A 19,106-nucleotide genomic window follows, 5' to 3' on the forward strand; every position below is an offset into this window, starting at 1 on the left:
AATTTTGATGTCGTGACTATACCGAAAACGGTATCATTTTGACTCTCCGCAACTTGCTTTGAGGACGCCAACGCAGTCCACTACCCATGCCCACCCGCCTCCAGCCCCGCCCCGACGGCCGCAACAAACGCGTCCGTCTCGGCTGACCGCCTGCTCTTCAGCCACAGCGCCGACGTCCGCCACGCCAGCGGATCACCAACCAACGGACGCCACACCATCCCCGGAGGCAGTGGCGTCCACGGCTCCTCGTTGAAGTGCACTCCACGGCCGGCCATGATCAATCCGTGCGTGAAGTGCTGATTCCGCGCGTGAACGATAGCCGCCGGCAAATACCCGGCGTCCCGGCACGTATGCAGGAACGAGTCGTACAACGTGGGGGCCATGTGCCGCGGGAAGATGATCAGCGGATTTCCGGCCAGGTCACCCAGCGGCACAGCATCCAATAAAGCCAACGGATGCGAAGCATTCAGAACCACCCCAAGAGCCCGCGAGTACAGTGGCCCTGACTCAAAACCCACGCTGCTCAAAGGGTGACGGACCACCGCAACGTCCAGTTCGCCGTCGCGCAGTCGCTCAACCTGCTCAACGGTGGTGAGTTCGTGCAAATTCAGCAGAACGTCAGGCGCAGACGCAGCAAACGAAGAGACCATGGTGGACAGCGCAACAGGGTTCGTGTCCGGCGGCACCGCCACCTGCAGGATGCCCGACGCGCCTGGCCGGATCCGCCGCATCGACTCCTGCGCCATGGCCACATGCTCCAGCACCCCACGTGCGTGTTCCAGCAGCAAAGCGCCGGCCTCGGACAGCTCCACACCGGTACGCCGCCGATGAAACAACTGCACCCCGAGCTCTTTCTCCAGGTCCTTGATGCGCTGCGAAAGCGGCGGTTGGGCCATGTGCAAGCGCTGGGCAGCACGCCCGAAATGCAGCTCCTCGGAGAGCACCACAAAGTACTTGAGATGGTGAAGGTCCATCGCCGCACCATACCAGTTTGGTATCAAGCCGAGTAGATATTGATGTTAGACGGGTCACAATCCCCGATGGTCAGATGGGACTCAAGAAGCCCCACCGAACCAAAGGAATCTCCCAATGTCCCAGGACGTCCTCTTCGAACAGACCGGCCCCACCGCCATTATCACGCTCAACCGCCCTGACAAGCTCAACGCCTGGACCGAAGCCATGCGCAGCGAACTCATCGACTACCTGGAAGGCCTCAAAGTCAACGACGAGATCCGCACGGTCATCCTCACCGGCAGCGGCCGCGCGTTCTGTGCCGGCCAGGACCTGGCCGAGACCGCGTCCATGAACCCCGAGGATCACGAGTCCGCGGAAGCATGGATCGACGGTTTTGACCGCCTCTACCGGGCCGTCCGCAACCTCGACCAGATCACCATCGCCGCGGTAAACGGCGTCGCCGCCGGCTCCGGTTTCCAGTACTCACTCCTCGCGGACCTCCGCGTCGGCGACTCCAAAGTCCGCATGGGCCAGCCCGAAGTCCTCTCAGGCATCCCCAGCATCACCGGCATTTGGGCCATGTGGAGCATCCTGGGCAAGTCCAAGACCTCCCAGTTCGTCCTCACCGGCGAGCTGGTGGACGCTGCGGAGGCCCAGCGTCTCGGCCTCCTTAACTACTTGGCGGACGACGGCGGCGTGCTGGCTTACGCCAAGGACCTCGCCGCCCGCTTGAGCCTCCTTCCTCCGGGCGCGGTCCGCCTGACCAAGAACCGGCTGCGCAGCCTGGAAGACGACGACCTCAGCGATGCCATGGCAGAAGCCAAGCGCGTGCACCGCGAGGCCTATGGCACCGGCGAACCGCAGCGCGAAATGGCCCGCTTCCTCTCCGGCCGCCGTTGAAGGGACGGGATACCAACGTGAAGACCGCAACCCAAGACCGCTACGCCGAACTGCGGAACAGCCACCGCTGGGAGGTGCCTGAGCTCTACAACATGGCCGTCGACGTCGCCGACCGGCACCCAAGGGACAAGCGCGCGCTCATCCTGGAGTCCGCCGTCGAAGGTCAACGAGAGGTGAGCTGGGGCGAAATCCAGGACCGTTCCCGTCAGATCGCCGCCACCCTGCAAAAGGCCGGCATCAAGAAGGGCGACCGCGTCGCCGTCTTGCTGCCCCAACGTTCCGACACCCCGGCTGCGTACCTCGGTGTGCTCCGGACCGGCGCCATCCTGGTTACGATGTCCCTGCTCTGGGCTGCGGAGCCGATCCGCTTCCGGCTGGAGGACAGCGGTGCTTCGGTGATCATCGCCGAGGAGTCGGCTAGGCACCTCTTTGAGGACTATGAGGGCACGTTCATCGACATCGACAGCCCCACCATCAAGGAGGCAACCACCGAATTCCAGGATGTCGAAACCAAAGCCGACGATCCCGCCCTCATCTTCTACACCTCGGGCACCACGGGCCGGGCCAAGGGAATCGTCCACGCGCACCGGACCCTCTTGGGCCACAACGAGTTCGAGTACTGCCACCAGATCGGCGATGGCGACGTGTTCTACGGCGCGGGGGACTGGGCATGGTCGCTCGCCAAGCTCATGGGGCCGCTCCGGCTTGGCGCTACGCACCTGGTTTTCCGGCCCCACGGCGGCTTCGATCCCGCGGCCCTGCTGGAGAGCATGAGCCGTCACCGCGTCACCAGCGCGCTGGTCAACCCCACGTTCCTGCGCAAGATGCGCGAAGACGTGCCCGACGCCGGCACTCGCTTCCCGCTGTCCCTGCGGACGGTTTGCTCGTCCAATGAGCCGCTGACGCCGGACCTGATCACGTGGTTCGAAGCGCAGTACGGGGTGACGTTGCTGGATTACTACGGTTCTACGGAGTCGTACCCGCTGCTGGGCAACTATCCGGACGTGCCGGTCAAGCCCGGTTCCATGGGCCGTCCACTTCCTGGATGGGAGGTCCGCCTGCTGGACGAAAACGAACATGAAGTCCCCGCAGGCGAGACCGGTGAGGTCTGCCTCCGGGCGCGCTCCAACCCGCAATTTCCCTTGGGATACTGGAACATGCCGGAGGCGTCCGCCACAGCATTCGGGGGCGGCTGGTATCACACCAAAGACCAGGCCTACGCGGACGACGACGGCTACTTCTGGTTCCTGGGGAGGACCGACGACGTCATCAAAACGTCCGGCTACCGCGTTGGACCCTATGAGCTGGAGGCAGTCATTCGTGAGCTCGCTCCCGTGCGGGACGTGTCCGTCACCGGTGTGCCCGACGAGCTCCGCGGCCAGTCCATCAAGGCCTGGATCGAACTGATGCCCGGTCACGCTGGGGGAGCAGAACTGAGCGAAACCATCGTGGCGCACGTGAAGGAGAACTTCTCCCGCTTCGCGTACCCGCGATTCATTGAATACGTCTCCGCGCTGCCGAAGTCAGCCACCGGAAAAGTCCAGCGGGCCCAGCTCCGCGAACTCCCACACGTTGTAGCCTCTCCCCGCCTCGCAGGACAACAATCATGAATACGATGACCCAGAAAGTAGCTGGCACCGACTCTTCCCCGCGGCGCAGCCTCAAGCGCGTAGCCGCGGCAGCCGCCGTCGGAAATTTCGTCGAATGGTTCGACTCCGCGGCTTATGCAGTCATGTCCGTCACCATTGCGAAGCTCTTCTTCCCGGATTACTCCACGACGGCGTCACTCCTGGCCGTGTGGGCGATCTTCGCCGGCGGCTTCATCGCCAGGCCGCTCGGGGCGGCTTTCTTTGGACGCTACGGTGACAGGATTGGCCGGAACAAGATGCTCGGCCTCTGCGTGGTGATCATGAGCGCGGCGACGTTCTGCATCGGGATCCTGCCGACATTCGCGGTGATTGGCGTGTGGGCTCCGATCCTCCTCTTCCTGTTCCGCGCGGTTCAGGGCTTCACAACCGGTGGCGAGTACACGGGGTCATCGGCCTTCATCGTCGAATACGCTCCGGAAGGCAAGCGGGCAACGTACGCCAGCATCATCCCCGCCACTGTCGGACTGGCTTCGGTTGCCGGTGCGCTGCTGGGTGTGGCGATTACTTCCACGTTGAGCACTGCTGATCTGCAGGCTTGGGGTTGGCGGATTCCTTTCCTTCTGGCTGCGCCGCTGGGCCTAATCGGACTGTATATACGGTCAAAGGTTGACGACACCCCCGTGTTCCGTGGTCTTGAGAAGACGGGTGAAGTGGCAAAGAGGCCTTTGGGCGATGCCATCCGCATGTGTTCGCGCCAGATCTTCACTCTCTTCGGTTACAGCATCACCAACGCGATCGCGTACTACCTGATGAGCAGCTACATGATTGCGTACATGACCTCGAGCCTTGGCTACTCCTCGGCCGAATCCATGATCACCAGCGTGATCACCATGCTGGTGTACACAGCGGTTTGTCCCCTGGCTGCACGTGCCAGTGACCGCTACGGCCGGAAACGGATGCTGCTGGTGGCCTGCGTGGGCTTCGTGGTGATGACCATTCCCGCGTTCTCCATCATGCCCCTGGGCCTCGGTTTCGCGATCCTGGGAACGAGCGTCCTGGGTGCGTTGGTAGCCGTGATCGGAACGTCCAACGTGCCGGCGCTGGTGGAGATGTTCCCGTCGTCGGTCCGGGCATCCGGTTCAGCGATTGGTTACACACTGGCCTACGTGCTGTTCGGTGGAACGGCTCCCTTTGTAGCCACCGGCTTGGTTGCGGGCTTTGGCTCACCGCTGGCCCCGGCCTTCTACCTGATGGGAATGGCATTGGTGTCGGCGGTGGTGGTGGTCCTGTTCTTCCGGGAAACCAAGGACCTATCGCTGTCGCGGACCACGGTTCTGTAAGTTCGTTTGGCTTGATGCTCTGGCGACCAAACTCAAAGATTTTGGTCGCCAGGGCATCAATCGCTATGACGGATCTTTGCTGGCAGCAGGAGACTTTGGTGGACCCGCCTCTCCCAAGATCAGGTACCACTTCGCCTGAAGCCAAGAGAGCCTGAAGGAGATCGTGTCACCGTCATCGTCGGTAACTGCAGCTTCTTGATGATCGGGCGACTGCCTTACCGACCAAGTTACGGTGACGTCCCCTTGGAGCGATTCTGCCTGGGAAGCCAATATCTCCGCTGCATTCTCTCTGGCCTCCATGTCATTCGCTGAGAGGCCAATAAGCTCCTGGATGTCGCCTTCCCTGGCTGCGTCAACCACGGCATGTGCCACGGAGTCTCGCTGCGCCATGTCAGGGTCGGCGATGTTGTCACAACTGGCTACAGCCAGACAAAGCATGCCAGCAATGGTTATCCGTAAAACAGCGCTGTATAGACGCTTCATGATTTCATTCCATGCTCCACACATCTTCGGGTTAGTGACGTTTGGAGCGTAACCCCGGATTTTGTGACTAGGTGTCGAATCCATGGAAACTAGGTGGTGATTTGCGCCCTCTGGGTGGCGATTATCGGCAAAATGAGTGGTCAGGAGCGCCGCTCTAGGTGTTCAGTATCCTCGGTGTTCAGAGCTGGCCAGACCCACGGCAAACGCCGCATGGGGGATGCTACTTGGCCGCTGTTTCGTCCTCGCGGAGGGCCTAAAAATTTATAGTTACGTGTCATGACCTGTCGGTCTCGTCTTTTACACTGAGGAGAAATGCCCAGAGAAACCATCTGAGGCTCGTGCTTTGGGGGAGAACAGATGACAGAACCGGTGACGTGGAAAGCCATGTCCCCAGCCGAGGTCTGTGACCTTATGGACTTCTGGGCTGCCGCAGACTGGCCGTTGTCTAAAGACGAAGTGCAGAACCTCGCCGTCGAGCGTTTCGGCTGGAGCATCGAGGTGGAGGACGGCGTTTCCTATCTGATGAATACGGTTTCAGGATTCACCATTCCGGACGTATCGACCATAGGCAGCAAGGGGTCCCTGAGCTATATCAACCTCCGGGTTTCAGACGTGATCCGTCAGGTCACGCCCCAATCCACCGAATTCCTTGGCGACAATTTTGCGCTCATAGTGCGTGAAGGCCAGCAGCGTTGGGGAAAGCCGGCAATGCGGAAACCCGACGGCGCGGAGTCAGCAAGCTGGAATCTGCCCACGGGCGCCCGCATCATCTTGAACTGCAACCCGAAGAGTCTCAGTGCGATGTTCCAAACTCCGCAGGGCGTTGAGATCGACCGGAAGCTGGGCGACTAACGTGGCCAGCGCAAAAAGGCGCCAATCCCGCATCCCCAACAGTCCGGCGTCGAATCATTCCTTGGAAAAGGACCAGCCGACATCGCTCATCAAGCCTGGACAGTATGCCGTCCTTGACGGTGTTGAGTATCAGATTCTGCGCCGGGGAGATGCTTGGGTGTTGTTGACGGATACGCCAACGCCGGGTTTCAGTGCTTGGGGCAAGCACGGATACATCCGGGAGATCGGTCCGGGGGAGCAGCTGGAGTGCCATGACGTCAAGCATCGTGGCACGTACCGGGGCTTGATCATCGAAGTCCTTCGGAGTGGCCCACACGGATTCTTGGTGAGCAGCCTGGACCCCTCGGCAGGCGACGAAGGGTTTGAAGGTTTTGATCCCCGTGACCGGGATCAGGAAAAGAATATCCCTCATGATGACCCGGACCTCTTGTTCAGCACTGTCCGGACGCGGGTGCCGATGCCTTGGGCTGAGCGGACACCGAGCGAACGGGCGACCTTCGACTGGAACGATTTCCGGGACAGGCTCGCAGTAACGCTCCGAGGCTTAACGGACCGTGCCATTCTGATCATCACCTCCAGCATGTACCCGAACAGGTATGTGCAATTCGCGAGGCAGGGCGACCGTCTTGACGCAGAGGCCCCGGGGAAAGATGTCGTGGCTAACGCCGTCGAGTCCGTGCTGAAGGACGCAGGTTGGCAGGCACCCGGGGTTGCGGAGCCGAACTGGTCCTCTGGCCTCCCGCTTCCGGCGTTGACCCCCGAGTTCCGTGAGCTCGCGGAGCGGTGCGTGGCCGCGTTGCGAAACTCCTACGGCGTCAAGAGTCCGGACGACCTCAGCTATCGGGCCTGGCGTGAGGCAGAACTGATGCCGGCAGGACAGACTTGGTCGGCGGAACGGGTAGCCGGGATGGATCCAGGTTCTGCTTCCCTGGAACTCCCCGGACTGGGGCTGGACTCGAACCGACTCGACTCAACGGGGACAGTGGAACGGGAGCGCCAACCCACCCTATGGGTCAGCTCCTTGGACCACCCTCTGGTCGAGGAGATTCTCAGCACCCCGCCCACGAAGGCGATCAACCCTCGGGTGAAGCTGAGCCTGCTCACCCACCCTGACGGTGTTCTGGAATGGAGGTTCCTGGCGGGGACGAAGGTCATCGCGGTGACCGATGATGGCACCCTGGAATTGCGTCATGCCGGCTCCAACCCAACGAAAGTAGTGGCCCGGGCTGACTCTGTCCGGCCCTTCGTCCTGGACCTGGTGCGGGGAATGCTCTGGCCGGAGAAGCAGATAGCCACCTTTGAGGATGCGCCCGGGGTTGATGTAAAAGTCGGCCCCAATGGCACAGAGATTCGATGGGGACGCGGCCACTGGGTGGATTTCATCGGCGGTTTCGAGACCTTCCGGGCGGCGTACCCCCTGATTCACCTGCTCAATGCCACCGACGCCGAGATTGTTCAGTCAATGGAGGCCGCTGACGGTCGACCCGTTTTCAGGGTGGGTGAGTCGTTGAAGGATGCCGCTGCCGCGGCCGGGTACAACTTCAACTTTTTCAGCTACTCCGCTTGGAGGGTCTGGCTGGAGAGGGCAAAAAACGAAAACCAAGAAAAAGGGGGAAACACATGACCTGGAAATCAATGCCTCCCGCCGAGGTCTGCGACGTTATGGACTTCTGGATCGCGGCCCCATGGCCGCTGTCAGAGGCCGAGACCCAACAACGTGCTGTGGAGCGGTTCGGGTGGACCACCGAAGTCGAGAACGGCAGGTCTTACCTGATGAACACAGTTGCCAACTTCACGTTCCCTGACGTCATGACCATCGAAGTCAAGAACGTCATGAGGTCAATGAGCCTCGATACCTCGGACACCATCCGGGACATCACGTCGGAATCCACTGATTTCCTCAATGATGCTTTCACCCTCATGGTTCGCGAAGGCCAAGCGAGGTGGGGAAAACCGACACTTCAGAATTTCAAGGACACCCCATCAGCACGGTGGAACGTCGACGGCGGCGCCCGCGTCACGTTCAGATTCAACCCCAAGGGTCTCTCGGCAACATTCGAGACACCCCAGGGCGCGGAAATCGAAAGGAAACTCGGCGACCGCTGACGTCGCCGGCGCCCACTTGGATCAGCGGGTGTGAATCCTCTCGTCACTCAAGGAATTCTCCTGAACCGGCGGATGAAAGCGTCCGTATCGGCGTAGACAGAGATACATGCCTATGAAGGTGACCAAACCCAGGATCGGTCCTGCCCACACCACGATTGACGAGCCGCGCAGAAGAATGCCCGCCACAGCAAAAGCTGTAGTCGCCATGACTATTGCGGGGCTGTCCGAAACAAGCTTGCGCTCCGCCTTGCGTCCGATCTGCCCGTAGAACCCGCCCACGACCACGGGGAAGACGATGAAGATCGCACCCACCAGCAGCAGCCAGGGCATGGGGGTCATAGCCGCCATGCTGATTGTCAGGCCGTAGGATCCGGCCAAAATCAACCAGTAGCCATTGGCACTCTTGCCATAACTTTTCTTCATCTTCTGACGTCCCCAATCGTCGAAAGCCCAGCATAACCAATCCCGCGTGGTGCGCGAAGTCACCTGAAATGGGCTCATCCGCCACCACCTAGGCCACCCCAAACCACCACCTAGACGCCCCCAAAACACCCCTAATTTCGGCCGATTCACCACCTAGTTTCCGCTTTCCGCCCTGTGGCCCTTCTGCCCGCCCATAGTGTCCTTCTCAGAACGAGCACCCGGAAATTCCACCGGGACTGCTCCGGAGAAGAGTGCACAACTATTGGGGGTTGGGTCATTGAAGCTGAGTCAGCAACAGAGCATTGCCGCCGCTGTGGATCAGTGGGTCACCGGCATTTCCGGGCGTATCCGGGGCCATGTCATTTTTGTCGAGAATCCTGACCACACGGAATACGCGAAGACCCTCGCCGATGAGGATTCCGCGGTCCTGGTCCTCAACGGGGACAGGACGGATACCGACATTGTGGTCGTCACAGGATCCTTCGATGTCGCAGGGGAAGAACTCCTGGTGGACGGCACACTGAGCCTGGAAGTCCAGGACTATGTGGCCATCCCGTTCGTGAACCTGGTGGGTGTGACGGTAGTCAGGATTACCACCAAAGAGGATTGGCAAGCCTTCTTCGACGACGCCGAGGAAGCCTGCCGTACGGGGCACTTCGTGCAGCAGCTCACCGAGGTCAACGCAGTGCTGGCTGAGCGGGGACTGCTGAATGGGCAACCAAAGGACAATCTCCTGCTGGCCCGGCTTCACATCACCTGGGACGGTTCGATTCTCAGCGGACCCTACGGGGCCAAAATCGGCGCCATTGGTGACGCGCTGCCAGACCTGAGAGTCAGGGCCATCGCCCTCCGGCCCGAGTCGGCGGTTGCCGCGGCCTACTACCCTTGGGACATCTACGAATCGCTGGCCGCCAAACCGTGGATCGCCCGCTACCTGGCCGCCTTGGACGCGTGGAAATTTGTCGCCCGCGAGGACCGCCCCGCTACCAAGCTGGTGGGTTTCGGAGCCAGCCTTTACGGGGCCACACTGCGGGACGGACTGCCGTCAGCGCATGCTCCCTTCATCCTGAAACGGGGGAGCGAGCATACCCTCCTGGACCCCAGGACCGGCCGTCTCTTCAAGATCGGCCCGGACGCCGCAGCCATTATCGAAGCCGTCTCCAACCTGCGGGACGTCAAGGTAGCGGCCATAGCAGTGGCGCCCGCGCTCAACGTTCCGGCCGCGCTCGCCGAGGAGTCCGCCCGTGCTGTCCTGGACCGCTTTGAGCAACTCGGTATCGACATTGTTGGTGGCCACTGATGACTGTCGTGCCGATCCTTCCTACCCCCAGGACCCCACTTCCGCTGTGGATACCCCTCATCACCCAGCATGACTTCGCAGGGAAAAGTCATACCGCAGTCAGCGCCAACGGCGTCCACGTCACCTACGAAGACGGCCGCCAACGCCTCTGCGCCAAGAGCGGACTCTGGAACACCAACCTGGGCTATGGAAACGAGAACATCGCTGAAGCCGTTGCCCGGGAACTCCGCACCGCGTCCTATCTGCCGCTCTTCCGCACAGCTCACCGCACGGCAATCGAAGCCTCCAACGCCCTTCTGAGCCTGCCGGACCACAGCTTCCACCGGGTCATCTTCTCCACCTCCGGAGGTGCTGCCAACGATGCCGTGATGAAGCTGGCTCGCCAGTACTTCGTCCTGGACGGGCAGCCTGAACGCAAACTCATCGTCGGGCTCAAAGGGAGCTATCACGGGCTGACCTATGGAAGCCAGGCACTGAGCGGTGACGAGCTGGGACAGGCCGTGTACGGAGTGGACCGGCGGAACATCCGCCATATCGGGTTTGACGACGACGGCGCGGAACTGGCGCAGCTCATGTCCAGGGAAGGCCACAGGATTGCCGCGGTCATCATGGAACCCGTTCTGGGGTCGGGTGCGGAAGCTGTGCCGGATGCCTTCATTGAAGAGGTCATCAAGCACCGTGACCAGCACGGCTTCCTCCTGGTCGCAGACGAGGTAGCAACTGGTTTCGGCAGGGTGAGTGGCTGGTTCGCGTCAGAGAAATGGTCCCAACAGCCGGACGTCATCGTCACGTCCAAAGGGCTGACCAATGGCACCAGCGCCTGCGCAGCCCTGCTGATCGCCCAGCGCGTCACGGAGACCTTCGACAAGAACGAGTCCGTCTTCGTTCACGGCGAAACCCAGGCCGGTACCCCGGCAACGTGCGCGGCGATCCTCGGCACCATCGCCGAGATGAAACGGCTGGACCACAACACCCTGACCAAGCAGGTGGCCGCCGGCCTCAACAACCTCATTGGGGAGCTGCAAAACACCCGGGGGATAGGCAACTCATCAGGGCGGGGCTGCATGAGGGCCATCAAACTGCGCTCACACAACGGAACGCCCCTGTCCTCAAACGGTGTACTGGCCGTGGTCCGGCGTATCCATGATGCCGGTGCAATCGTGCAGGCCGGGCCGGGACGGATCCAACTTCTGCCTGCCCTCATTTACACGGAGGAGAACTTCGAAGAACTGGGCACGGCCATCCATGCCGGACTGGCAGCGGCTGAAAAGGACGGGATCTTCGCATGATCGCGGACCACCTGTGGAGGACCCGCTGCGTGATTCTCGACGACGGCACGGCAGCCAAGTACATCGGTGGCCTGGCCCGGGGGCGGGCCGGGTTGGTGGTGGACAGCCATCTGGAAGCGCACAGGGACAAACTGCTGGCCGGCAACCTCAAAGGAGCTCCGGTCCTGGAACTGCGCGCGGCCCCGGTCACCGTTGAAACCGTCCGGACGGTGGGCAGCTTCATCCGCGAAAACGGGCTTCAAACGGTTGCCGGACTCGGCGGCGGTTCGGTACTGGATGCGGTCAAGCTGGCAGCACTTTTCACTGCGGACCCGAGCCTTGCCATCTTCGCCGAACGTCACGCCAAGCGTTCGGGTCTACTGGTCCTCCCGCCGCTCACGAATCCCAAAGAACGTCCAAAAACCATTCTCATGCCGTCCACCGTGGGGACCGGCGCCGAAGTCAGCGCCGTAGCGTGCCTGGACACCGCCGTCGGACGCCGCTTGATTGCCTCGCGACACCTGACCGGTGACGCCGCACTGCTCGACGCCGGCCACCTCGCCACCCTGCCGCAACAGCTGGTTTTCGAGGGGCTGCTGGAAGCGTTCCTGAGGGTGGCCGGGACCATGATCGGCAGCCACCACAGCATTTTTGACGACGACGGCCACGTACTCATTCAACGGATCGTGCGGCTGGGCCGGCAGCTGTCCCGGAAGGACTCCCCGGAGCTGAGACTGGCCGCCGCCCGGCTCAGCATGGAAACGCACACCGGCTGGGCCCTGATGGGACGCAACCCCTACGGTGCCAAGCACTGGTACGTCGCGAACGAACTCGCCTATGTCACGGGCGCTCGGAAGATGACCGCGACGGCGTCGTTGATGGGCCCCATCTGGAAGGAAATAGGCGAAGGCGCGGTGGCCTGGGGTGATGCCCCACGGCTGAACCGGCTCTGGAGCATGGTGACGGCGACGGATCCCGCACTGAACCCCGAGCCCGGGCCGGGGATCGAAGAGCTGATGTGGAAGTGGGGTATTGCCCGGCTCCAAACCATCACCGAGGAAACCCTGGTCCGCACCACAGACGCTGCCATCCGCAACTGGGGCGGTGGTCTTCCCATGCTCCGGGGGATCGACGCCGCACAGATCCAGCACGTCCTCCATGCCGCCGCAGGAGGACCCCACATCTTGCCAGCCCCCACGGGAAATCCACGAGCAGGCAGGGGAAAGGAGGTGAACACATGAACAGCGCAAACGCACTCAAGAGCCTGGACCTCCACATCCAGGAACTCGAGCCCATGGATGTCCCGGATGACTGGGACGAACGAATCAAGGGCATTTCAGCCGGATTGGCACTGGTAGGGATCGCCGTCGCCATCACCTGATCCCCGTTTGGACGCCACAACAACAGCGAGGGGAGGTGAACGCGCATGCAAAAACAGCTCAACATCTCCATCCAGGAGATCGAATCGCTGGACACCCCTGACTTCCAGAACTGGTTCATCGGGGTCTCCCAGGGAGTCGCAATAGGCATCATCGCCGTCAGCATCACGTAGGACCTGTCAACACCATCCAGATAGCGACAAGAAAGGAGGAACCAATGATCGCAAACGCGCCGCTTCAGCTGTCCATCGAAGAGCTCGAAAACCTCGACACCCCGGACGATACACCGTGGTACATCCGGGTTGGTGACGTCATCATCATCGCCGGCATCGTCGTCGGTATCGCCGCCACATAGCCGGTGCACGCGGGTGGTGCCACGTTCCGTCCCCCACCCGCGTGCATCCCGCCACCACTCTCAACCTCCCGGAGAACACGAGTTGATGAACACCGCAAAAGACAAGACCGCCGACGCCGTTCTACGGATCCTGGGCCACATGAATCCTCCCGAGGATCTGTACAGCGTGTCAGGGTCCCGCCTTTATGACCTCGTCACCGCCAACGACCTCACGGAACTGCCGGAGATCCTGACCGCAGCCCGCAAAACGGTGGGACCCATCCTTGAGTTGGCTGCCGGGTCCGGTCGGATTACCCGGCCCCTCCTGACCCTGGGGCGTCCGCTGACCGCCGTCGATTCTTCCCGGGAGATGCTCGCCCTGCTCAAGACCAAGGTGGACACCCAGGCGTTCAATCCGCGTGGCGTCTCCGTGGACATGGTGGAGGCCGACATGTCCGGCTTCGAGCTCGACGGCGGATACGGTTGCGTGGTTCTCGGCGCCAGTTCCATCACCCTCCTGGACCCGGCGGGGCGACGCGCGCTCTTCCAAAGGGTCCGTGACTGCCTGGCACCGGAGGGGCGCTTTCTCCTGACCGTCCTGAACGCGGACAGCCACCACGCATCAGAAGACAACGACGGCGGCACAACAGTTTCGCCGCTGGGCAAGGACTCGTTCCTGATCACCACGGAAAGCCGGGACCCCGCCAACGGTGCCCGCCACGTCACCATGATCCACGTGACCTTTGGCGAGGGCGGCACCTACCGCTCTTCGGCCTACTCCAGCGATATTGCCTTTGTCAGCAACAGCCTCATTGAGGAGGAGCTCGCTGCAGGGGGCCTCGCGATCCTCGAACGCAGGCAGGTTCGCATCGCCACGCGGACCCCTGGGCTGAACGACATTGAACTGTGGGTATGCGGCGTATGAGCATCGATCCCGTGCGTACCCTGGATCCCTCAATGGGTCTGGTCTCGGAATCGGCGGTGTACGTCCCCAACGAGGTTGGACTGTGGCGGACGGCGGGTGTGCTGGCACGTGGGCGGGCATCGCTCCCCGGGTTCGCCTCCGCCGTCGGCGCCTTTGACGTCAGGAAACGCGACTCCATGACCCGGGGTGCGGGCGAAGCTGTGGAGAGGTTCGCGTTGGCTCCGGCGCCCGCGGATGCGGAGTATCTTGTTGCTCCCGCCGGGAGTGTTGATGAGCGGATCGACTTCATCACCCCGGGACTGGGGCGGCCGTCGGCACTCGCTTACGAATTTCCCTGGTACCGGGCCACCAACCTTCTGACCGGAAAGGCCTCGCAGGTTCCCGCCCCGGTGGTGGACTATTGCCCCGGCCACGCCGAGGCGAATCCGTGGGACGGATTCTTCGATCCTTCTCCCAATGGTGCAGCGTCCGGGCCGTCGGAGGACTTTGCGCAGTGTGCAGGCATCGGGGAAGTGCTGGAACGGGATGCCTTCCTTGCGGCATGGCACCAGCGGACGCCGCTCCTCAGCTTCGATGTGGCGAGACTGCCCGACGACGTGCGGACGACGCCGGAGGCCCGGAACTTCCTTCTGCTCCTCGACGCGGCGCGGGCTGCCGGCGTCGAACCGTTGTTGGCTTTCGTCCCCCAAGAGAGCAGCCGGCTGGTCACCGCGGTGTGCGTGATCGCCGTCGAAGGCCAGTTTGCTGCGGTAGGGCTGAAAGCGTCCGCCCATCCGGTCTCTGCTTTGCGGGGAGCACTCCAGGAGGGACTCCAAATTCGGGAGCTGTTCCAATCCCGCACAGCTTCCCGGACTTTGGCGGCCGTGACGGACGACGATTCCCGTGCCGATTTCTGGGCCACGCCTGCCGTGATCGACGGGTTGCTCCGGTGGACACAGTCATTCCAGCCGGGCGGATTACCGGCCACTCAACCCGCGCCGGAGGTTGGGAGTCTGGTTGGATACCTCGCAGGCAGGGACATCCAAACCCATTGGGTGAGCCTCAGCCACAGGCTTCCCGCGGCAGTCCGCGACATGGGATGGGTGGCCGGCAAAGCGGTGTGCCCCGGAGCGGTGCCACTCACCATGGACGAGACCAAAGGACTGTTCCTGCCCGGTCACTTCTCCACCCCGCATCCACTGATATGAACCGGCTCAAAGCGCCCCCTGGCCGGGTGGTCGAGTGGCCCGTGAAGCTCGCCCCGTCGGGATCCATCGATGCGCCGCTGACGGAAAGCGGTCCCTGGATTGTGGCCATTAACGGTGTGCCGAAAGCGCGGGTTTCCGCCGACGTCGCAACCGTTCTGAAAGCGGTGGACGGCAGGAAGGATCCGGCCCAAGTGGCGCTCTCCCTCGGGTTTCCTTGGACAGCGCAGGCCGTCACGGGCATCGTCCGCCAGTTGGCACCCACAGGAATATTCGACGGCGGTGCGGCGCCGGTTGCGATGCCGCGTGTCCAGTTCAGGCCGCCCCTGACCGTGCAGTTCACCTTGTTCAACCCTGCGCCTTTGCTCCAGTTCTTCAGGCCGGTGGTGGCGGTAATGGCAAGACCAGGTATCGCAGTGGTGGCACTTCTCCTCCTTCTCGGCGGGCTGGTGGGCGCGTTCATGGCGGGCCCGAGTATGTGGCGGGTCCTCTCCACGCCCTTGCCGGTGGAGGCGTATCTGTATGTGGTGGCGGCGATGTTCTTCTCCACGCTCCTGCACGAACTGGGCCACGGCATGGCGCTCACATACTTCGGCGGGACACCACGCCGCGTAGGCATCATGCTGTTCTATCTTTCACCGGCATTCTTCTGCGATGTGACCGATGGGTGGCGGCTGAGTGCCAGGAAGCAACGCGTCCTCGTGGCGCTCGCAGGACCCTTGGTGCACGTCGCCCTGGGCAGCATCGTTCTGGCTGCACAGGTGCTTTTGCCCGAGTCACCGGTGAAGGACGCTGCAGTCCTTTATGGCGTCATTTGCTACGCCGTGGCCGTGCTCAACCTGTTTCCCTTTATCAAGCTGGACGGTTACGTTGCCCTGATGTCTGCCGTGGACATCCCGCACCTTCGGAAGAAAGCGCTGGAGGCATTGGCTGAGGTGGCCGGCTACCGGCTCCTCGGATCCCGCCGCATGCCTGCACGGGACCGGTACCTTTCATGGTTTGGCCTTGCAAGCTTCGTTGCCGGGATCGCCTTCATGGTGATCGGATACCAGCGCCTGATGCCGGTTTTCCTTCAGCTGGGTTATGCAGGCCATCTGGTGGTCCTTGCGGTCCTCTGCCTGCTGTTGGTGATGGCGCTCAGGGGAGTGGTCCGGTTCTTTCGGGCTGCGGCAGACAATGGAAGCCCACGCTGGCGGCGGGTCCTGGTGGTGATGCTCGGGTTGCTGACCATCGGGGTGCTGCTGGTGATCATTCCTATCAGGGCGGTGACCGTAGCGGGCTACACCTACCAAGGCGGCCAGCTGAAGATCGTGATGCCGGTCCAAGGGCCTTCCGGCGTTCTGGCGCCCGGAGACCAGGTCACCTTGCAATCGCAGGGGATGATCATCCACGAAAACCTGGGCCGGGCAACCATCGGTGACCAGTCGCCGTCGAACTCCATGGCACCCTTGGACACTTTGGTCCCGGTCGCCTTCCCCGGTGACCCCGTGCCGGTACTGACCTTCTCCAGTGAACTGGTCTCGGGGACCAACCTTGCGTCCGCCGGGCGGGCCGAAGTACTGAGCCAACGAGAGATACGCCTGGGGGAGTGGCTCTGGGCTTCCATCACCGCCTCGCCCTTGTGGCCAGGGCAAACCGGGGCGCAATCCGGGGCGCCCCCAGACTCCACGAAAGGTCAGCCGTGACAAATCACGCCAGTTTTGAACATTTCAGCAAGAAGAGGGGATCGCGTCTTGTCGTCGAGGATCTGACGTTCGATGTCCCAGCCGGACGGGTGGTTGGACTGATCGGCCCTAACGGCGCCGGGAAAAGCACCGCGCTCGCGGGCCTCACAGGATTGCTGGAGGCGACCTCCGGCAAGGCAACGGTGTTCGGCGTCGGCTACCGATCCCTCCGGCGGCCTGCCATCAGGGTTGGCGTGAACCTGGACGGGATGGATGTGGAGCCAGGGCTGACGGGCCGCCGGCATCTGCAGATCTGCCAGCTCGCTGCGGGAGTGGGCAGGGAAAGTGTGGAGCGTGTATTGGAACAAGTGGGTCTGGCTGACGAGGCCAACAAAAAGGTCCGCGACTACTCGCTGGGCATGAAGCAACGCTTGGGCATCGGCTCCGCGTTGGTAGGTAATCCTCGGCTGCTTGTTCTGGACGAGCCCGCCAACGGACTGGATCCGGAGGGCATTCAGTGGCTGCGGCGTTTCCTGCGGGAGTTCGCCGCTGCCGGGGGAAGCGCACTGGTGTCCAGCCACCAACTGATGGAACTGGAGCAAGTGGCAGACCAGGTTGTCATCCTCAAACAGAAGGTCCTGTTCCGCGGGACCCTCGAGGAAGCCAAAGTGCTGGGCGGTGGCAGCCTTGAAGCGGCCTACTTCAAGATCCTGGCGGGTGCCCAATGAGCAGCGGAGCCTTCGCCGCTGTGACCAGCGGAGTCCGATCCGAGCTTCTGAGGTTCGTCAGCGGGTACTCCATCCTGGGCATCGTGGCGTTCAGTGCTTTGGTGCCGTGGTTCGTGGCCAACTTCTTGGGATGGCCGGACAGCTCGGGTGCTTTGTCGGTTTCAGACAACATCCAGATCTTCTGGTCATTGGCCGCAAGTATTGCGCCGGTGGCCACGTTCGCCGGGAGCTATCTGGTCACCCGCGAAGCCTATTACGGGACGCTTCGCCGCACGGTGGTGGCAGCGGGGATGGCGAACGTGGTGGCGGGCAAATACGTGGCTGCGGTGATAGTGGGAATCGGCACCCTGTTAACGGGACTCGTGGTGTGGGGTGGGACCATCGCGTTCTCGCTGCCACCTGACGTTGCGCCGCAACTCCTGGCCCCCGATTCCTTGGGACAGTTGCCGGGGGTAGTGGTGGCCTCCGCTGTAGCCGCCGTCTGGGGTTGCTCGTTGGGGTGGATCTTTCAGCACTACTACGCGACGACGATCATCACCCTGGTAATTCCACTCGCCGTCGAACTGCCCCTCCTGGCGAACGCTCCGGACATGGCCCGCTGGCTTCCGTCCGGCGCCTTGGCAGGAATAGCTTCCGTGCCTTTTGAAGGCTTGCTTGAACCGGTTCCGGCTTTCTTCGTGTCCCTTGGATGGCTGCTTGCCGTGGGCCTTTGCGCAGCGTGGTCCCTCCGCCGAAAGGAGCTCTGACGTGGGTCCCGCATTCCTCTCAGAGCTGCGACGGCCGTGGCTGTGGAAAGGTTCGGCGGTGGGGGCCGCACTGGTGCTGGGGTTTATGGCCTTGATGGTTCTTGCAGCTGCCTTGGAAGCCGGGCCAACGCTGGCGAGCCTCGGCGGACCACTGATGGAAGCGGGCCTGACTCTGACATTGACGGGGTCCGCAGTGGTGGGTTCCTTTGCCTTCACCGCTGATTTCCGCACAGGAAGCTTCAGCCGGCGGGTCTTGCTGTTCCAACGAGGGCCTGTGTTCCTTGGCCGGACAGCAGCTACAGCACTGGCAGCGCTGGTCAGCGGTGCGGTCATTGGCCTGATCTTTTTCCTGGCAGGGAAACTACTGGATGAAGCGTGGCAGTTGGGTTTGCCGGCTTGGCCGGCCTTCGCGGGGATTGCCGGTATGGGATCAATTTGGGGGTTCGCCGCGGGGTCGCTCATCCGCAATCATCTGGTGAGCCTGTTCGCGGTCCCCCTTACGTTGCTGCTTCCCGAGATGTTGCTGGGGCCCGACTCCCGCTTCTTTCCCGTCCTGGCGGCAGACTGGGCCACCCAAGCAACTGTCAACATACCGGCCTGGGGCTCTTTCGCCGAGGCTGCAGCCTGGCTTTTAGTAGTCCTGGCAGTAGCCTTCCTCATTTTCCACAAGCGCGACCTCGCCTGACTGTTCAACCCTTCTCGAAGGAAGATAAAAATGAATCGCAAACCCCTAATCTGGCTGCTGCTGGCCCTGGTGCTCGCCGCCTATTCAGTCTCGATCTTCGTTACCGGCACGGGCCAATCGCCGTGGTCCGTGCTCTCCGGAGTCATCATCGGAGCGGCCTCGCTGGTGATGGTGTGGAAATACAGTCGGGAGACCAGGAACAACCGGCCATCTTGACGGGGCGCGAGATCTGTCACCCACCCAAGA

At 62.3% G+C, this 19,106-nt stretch carries 22 protein-coding genes; 19 read left to right on the forward strand and 3 right to left on the reverse strand.

Annotation, left to right across the window (positions count from 1 at the left end):
* Positions 1–80: 80 nt before the first annotated feature.
* Complete coding sequence (locus AC6JA3_RS03680; RefSeq protein WP_347782590.1) at positions 81–974, reverse strand: LysR family transcriptional regulator; 894 nt, start codon at positions 972–974, stop codon at positions 81–83.
* Positions 975–1,089: 115 nt separating this feature from the next.
* On the opposite strand from AC6JA3_RS03680, the gene AC6JA3_RS03685 reads away from it, so the two are divergent.
* The 3 genes from AC6JA3_RS03685 to AC6JA3_RS03695 are packed head-to-tail and all read left to right on the forward strand — an operon-like array spanning position 1,090 to position 4,783.
* Positions 1,090–1,854 carry an enoyl-CoA hydratase/isomerase family protein gene (locus AC6JA3_RS03685; RefSeq protein WP_347782591.1) on the forward strand — a complete coding sequence of 255 codons (765 nt, stop codon included), beginning with the start codon at positions 1,090–1,092 and terminating at the stop codon, positions 1,852–1,854.
* Positions 1,855–1,871: 17 nt separating this feature from the next.
* Complete coding sequence (locus tag AC6JA3_RS03690; protein ID WP_347782592.1) at positions 1,872–3,464, forward strand: acetate--CoA ligase; 1,593 nt, start codon at positions 1,872–1,874, stop codon at positions 3,462–3,464.
* Positions 3,461–4,783: an MFS transporter gene (locus AC6JA3_RS03695; RefSeq protein ID WP_347782593.1), complete on the forward strand. Its 1,323-nt coding sequence runs from the start codon at positions 3,461–3,463 to the stop codon at positions 4,781–4,783. The genes AC6JA3_RS03690 and AC6JA3_RS03695 overlap by 4 nt, the downstream gene beginning before the upstream one ends.
* A gap of 63 nt (positions 4,784–4,846) precedes the next feature.
* Here AC6JA3_RS03695 and AC6JA3_RS03700 read toward each other — a convergent pair whose 3' ends face one another.
* Positions 4,847–5,266 carry a hypothetical protein gene (locus AC6JA3_RS03700; RefSeq protein WP_026542034.1) on the reverse strand — a complete coding sequence of 140 codons (420 nt, stop codon included), beginning with the start codon at positions 5,264–5,266 and terminating at the stop codon, positions 4,847–4,849.
* A gap of 357 nt (positions 5,267–5,623) precedes the next feature.
* On the opposite strand from AC6JA3_RS03700, the gene AC6JA3_RS03705 reads away from it, so the two are divergent.
* The 3 genes from AC6JA3_RS03705 to AC6JA3_RS03715 all read left to right on the forward strand — a co-directional run bounded on the left by AC6JA3_RS03705 (position 5,624) and on the right by AC6JA3_RS03715 (position 8,224).
* A complete protein-coding gene (locus AC6JA3_RS03705) occupies positions 5,624–6,118 on the forward strand; it encodes a DUF6301 family protein (RefSeq protein WP_035761074.1) in 495 nt (164 codons plus the stop codon).
* Between the two features lie 61 nt (positions 6,119–6,179).
* Positions 6,180–7,742 (forward strand): TY-Chap domain-containing protein, encoded by a 1,563-nt coding sequence (locus AC6JA3_RS03710; RefSeq protein ID WP_497919902.1) that lies wholly within the window; start codon positions 6,180–6,182, stop codon positions 7,740–7,742.
* Positions 7,739–8,224 carry a DUF6301 family protein gene (locus tag AC6JA3_RS03715; protein ID WP_347782595.1) on the forward strand — a complete coding sequence of 162 codons (486 nt, stop codon included), beginning with the start codon at positions 7,739–7,741 and terminating at the stop codon, positions 8,222–8,224. The genes AC6JA3_RS03710 and AC6JA3_RS03715 overlap by 4 nt, the downstream gene beginning before the upstream one ends.
* A 21-nt stretch (positions 8,225–8,245) precedes the next feature.
* Here the strand turns inward: AC6JA3_RS03715 and AC6JA3_RS03720 are convergent, their stop codons facing one another.
* Entirely contained in the window at positions 8,246–8,725 is a 480-nt protein-coding gene (locus tag AC6JA3_RS03720) for a hypothetical protein (RefSeq protein WP_347782596.1), read from the reverse strand.
* A gap of 199 nt (positions 8,726–8,924) precedes the next feature.
* Here AC6JA3_RS03720 and mpaB point away from each other — a divergent pair, with 199 nt between their 5' ends.
* The 13 genes from mpaB (at position 8,925) to AC6JA3_RS03785 (ending at position 19,076) form a co-directional block, all read left to right on the forward strand.
* Positions 8,925–9,947, forward strand: a complete 1,023-nt coding sequence (mpaB, locus tag AC6JA3_RS03725; protein ID WP_347782597.1) for a daptide biosynthesis RiPP recognition protein — start codon at positions 8,925–8,927, stop codon at positions 9,945–9,947.
* Positions 9,947–11,236, forward strand: a complete 1,290-nt coding sequence (gene mpaD, locus AC6JA3_RS03730; RefSeq protein WP_347782598.1) for a daptide-type RiPP biosynthesis aminotransferase — start codon at positions 9,947–9,949, stop codon at positions 11,234–11,236. The genes mpaB and mpaD overlap by 1 nt, the downstream gene beginning before the upstream one ends.
* Positions 11,233–12,456 (forward strand): daptide-type RiPP biosynthesis dehydogenase, encoded by a 1,224-nt coding sequence (mpaC, locus tag AC6JA3_RS03735; protein WP_347782599.1) that lies wholly within the window; start codon positions 11,233–11,235, stop codon positions 12,454–12,456. The genes mpaD and mpaC overlap by 4 nt, the downstream gene beginning before the upstream one ends.
* Positions 12,453–12,596, forward strand: coding sequence for a daptide-type RiPP (locus tag AC6JA3_RS03740; RefSeq protein WP_155854090.1), 144 nt, complete (start codon positions 12,453–12,455; stop codon positions 12,594–12,596). Before mpaC ends, AC6JA3_RS03740 begins: the two co-directional genes overlap by 4 nt.
* A 45-nt stretch (positions 12,597–12,641) precedes the next feature.
* A complete protein-coding gene (locus AC6JA3_RS03745) occupies positions 12,642–12,767 on the forward strand; it encodes a daptide-type RiPP (protein WP_256378406.1) in 126 nt (41 codons plus the stop codon).
* 44 nt (positions 12,768–12,811) lie between these two features.
* The gene (locus AC6JA3_RS03750) at positions 12,812–12,949 is read left to right on the forward strand and encodes a daptide-type RiPP (RefSeq protein ID WP_155854089.1); all 138 of its coding nucleotides are present in this window, start codon (positions 12,812–12,814) and stop codon (positions 12,947–12,949) included.
* 85 nt (positions 12,950–13,034) lie between these two features.
* Positions 13,035–13,853: a daptide-type RiPP biosynthesis methyltransferase gene (gene mpaM, locus AC6JA3_RS03755; protein WP_347782600.1), complete on the forward strand. Its 819-nt coding sequence runs from the start codon at positions 13,035–13,037 to the stop codon at positions 13,851–13,853.
* On the forward strand, positions 13,850–15,040 hold the full coding sequence (locus AC6JA3_RS03760; RefSeq protein WP_347782601.1) for a YcaO-like family protein: 1,191 nt from the start codon (positions 13,850–13,852) through the stop codon (positions 15,038–15,040). The genes mpaM and AC6JA3_RS03760 overlap by 4 nt, the downstream gene beginning before the upstream one ends.
* Positions 15,037–16,722 (forward strand): daptide biosynthesis intramembrane metalloprotease, encoded by a 1,686-nt coding sequence (gene mpaP / locus AC6JA3_RS03765; protein ID WP_347782602.1) that lies wholly within the window; start codon positions 15,037–15,039, stop codon positions 16,720–16,722. The genes AC6JA3_RS03760 and mpaP overlap by 4 nt, the downstream gene beginning before the upstream one ends.
* The gene (locus tag AC6JA3_RS03770; protein ID WP_497919903.1) at positions 16,719–17,429 is read left to right on the forward strand and encodes an ABC transporter ATP-binding protein; all 711 of its coding nucleotides are present in this window, start codon (positions 16,719–16,721) and stop codon (positions 17,427–17,429) included. Before mpaP ends, AC6JA3_RS03770 begins: the two co-directional genes overlap by 4 nt.
* Positions 17,426–18,175: a hypothetical protein gene (locus AC6JA3_RS03775; protein ID WP_347782604.1), complete on the forward strand. Its 750-nt coding sequence runs from the start codon at positions 17,426–17,428 to the stop codon at positions 18,173–18,175. Before AC6JA3_RS03770 ends, AC6JA3_RS03775 begins: the two co-directional genes overlap by 4 nt.
* A 1-nt stretch (position 18,176) precedes the next feature.
* Positions 18,177–18,860 carry a hypothetical protein gene (locus AC6JA3_RS03780; protein WP_347782605.1) on the forward strand — a complete coding sequence of 228 codons (684 nt, stop codon included), beginning with the start codon at positions 18,177–18,179 and terminating at the stop codon, positions 18,858–18,860.
* Between the two features lie 30 nt (positions 18,861–18,890).
* Complete coding sequence (locus AC6JA3_RS03785; RefSeq protein WP_347782606.1) at positions 18,891–19,076, forward strand: hypothetical protein; 186 nt, start codon at positions 18,891–18,893, stop codon at positions 19,074–19,076.
* Positions 19,077–19,106: the final 30 nt, after the last annotated feature.

The organism is Arthrobacter sp. TmtSoilC79, assembly GCF_059739405.1.

Excerpts from the sequence above, each read along its gene's own strand:
- AC6JA3_RS03680 (WP_347782590.1), bottom strand. The coding sequence starts at position 974 with ATGGACCTTCACCATCTCAAGTACTTTGTGGTGCTCTCCGAGGAGCTG.
- AC6JA3_RS03685 (WP_347782591.1), top strand. The coding sequence starts at position 1,090 with ATGTCCCAGGACGTCCTCTTCGAACAGACCGGCCCCACCGCCATTATC.
- AC6JA3_RS03695 (WP_347782593.1), top strand. The coding sequence starts at position 3,461 with ATGAATACGATGACCCAGAAAGTAGCTGGCACCGACTCTTCCCCGCGG.
- AC6JA3_RS03700 (WP_026542034.1), bottom strand. The coding sequence starts at position 5,266 with ATGAAGCGTCTATACAGCGCTGTTTTACGGATAACCATTGCTGGCATG.
- AC6JA3_RS03705 (WP_035761074.1), top strand. The coding sequence starts at position 5,624 with ATGACAGAACCGGTGACGTGGAAAGCCATGTCCCCAGCCGAGGTCTGT.
- AC6JA3_RS03715 (WP_347782595.1), top strand. The coding sequence starts at position 7,739 with ATGACCTGGAAATCAATGCCTCCCGCCGAGGTCTGCGACGTTATGGAC.
- AC6JA3_RS03720 (WP_347782596.1), bottom strand. The coding sequence starts at position 8,725 with ATGAGCCCATTTCAGGTGACTTCGCGCACCACGCGGGATTGGTTATGC.
- mpaD (WP_347782598.1), top strand. The coding sequence starts at position 9,947 with ATGACTGTCGTGCCGATCCTTCCTACCCCCAGGACCCCACTTCCGCTG.
- mpaC (WP_347782599.1), top strand. The coding sequence starts at position 11,233 with ATGATCGCGGACCACCTGTGGAGGACCCGCTGCGTGATTCTCGACGAC.
- AC6JA3_RS03740 (WP_155854090.1), top strand. The coding sequence starts at position 12,453 with ATGAACAGCGCAAACGCACTCAAGAGCCTGGACCTCCACATCCAGGAA.
- AC6JA3_RS03745 (WP_256378406.1), top strand. The coding sequence starts at position 12,642 with ATGCAAAAACAGCTCAACATCTCCATCCAGGAGATCGAATCGCTGGAC.
- AC6JA3_RS03750 (WP_155854089.1), top strand. The coding sequence starts at position 12,812 with ATGATCGCAAACGCGCCGCTTCAGCTGTCCATCGAAGAGCTCGAAAAC.
- mpaM (WP_347782600.1), top strand. The coding sequence starts at position 13,035 with ATGAACACCGCAAAAGACAAGACCGCCGACGCCGTTCTACGGATCCTG.
- AC6JA3_RS03760 (WP_347782601.1), top strand. The coding sequence starts at position 13,850 with ATGAGCATCGATCCCGTGCGTACCCTGGATCCCTCAATGGGTCTGGTC.
- mpaP (WP_347782602.1), top strand. The coding sequence starts at position 15,037 with ATGAACCGGCTCAAAGCGCCCCCTGGCCGGGTGGTCGAGTGGCCCGTG.
- AC6JA3_RS03775 (WP_347782604.1), top strand. The coding sequence starts at position 17,426 with ATGAGCAGCGGAGCCTTCGCCGCTGTGACCAGCGGAGTCCGATCCGAG.
- AC6JA3_RS03785 (WP_347782606.1), top strand. The coding sequence starts at position 18,891 with ATGAATCGCAAACCCCTAATCTGGCTGCTGCTGGCCCTGGTGCTCGCC.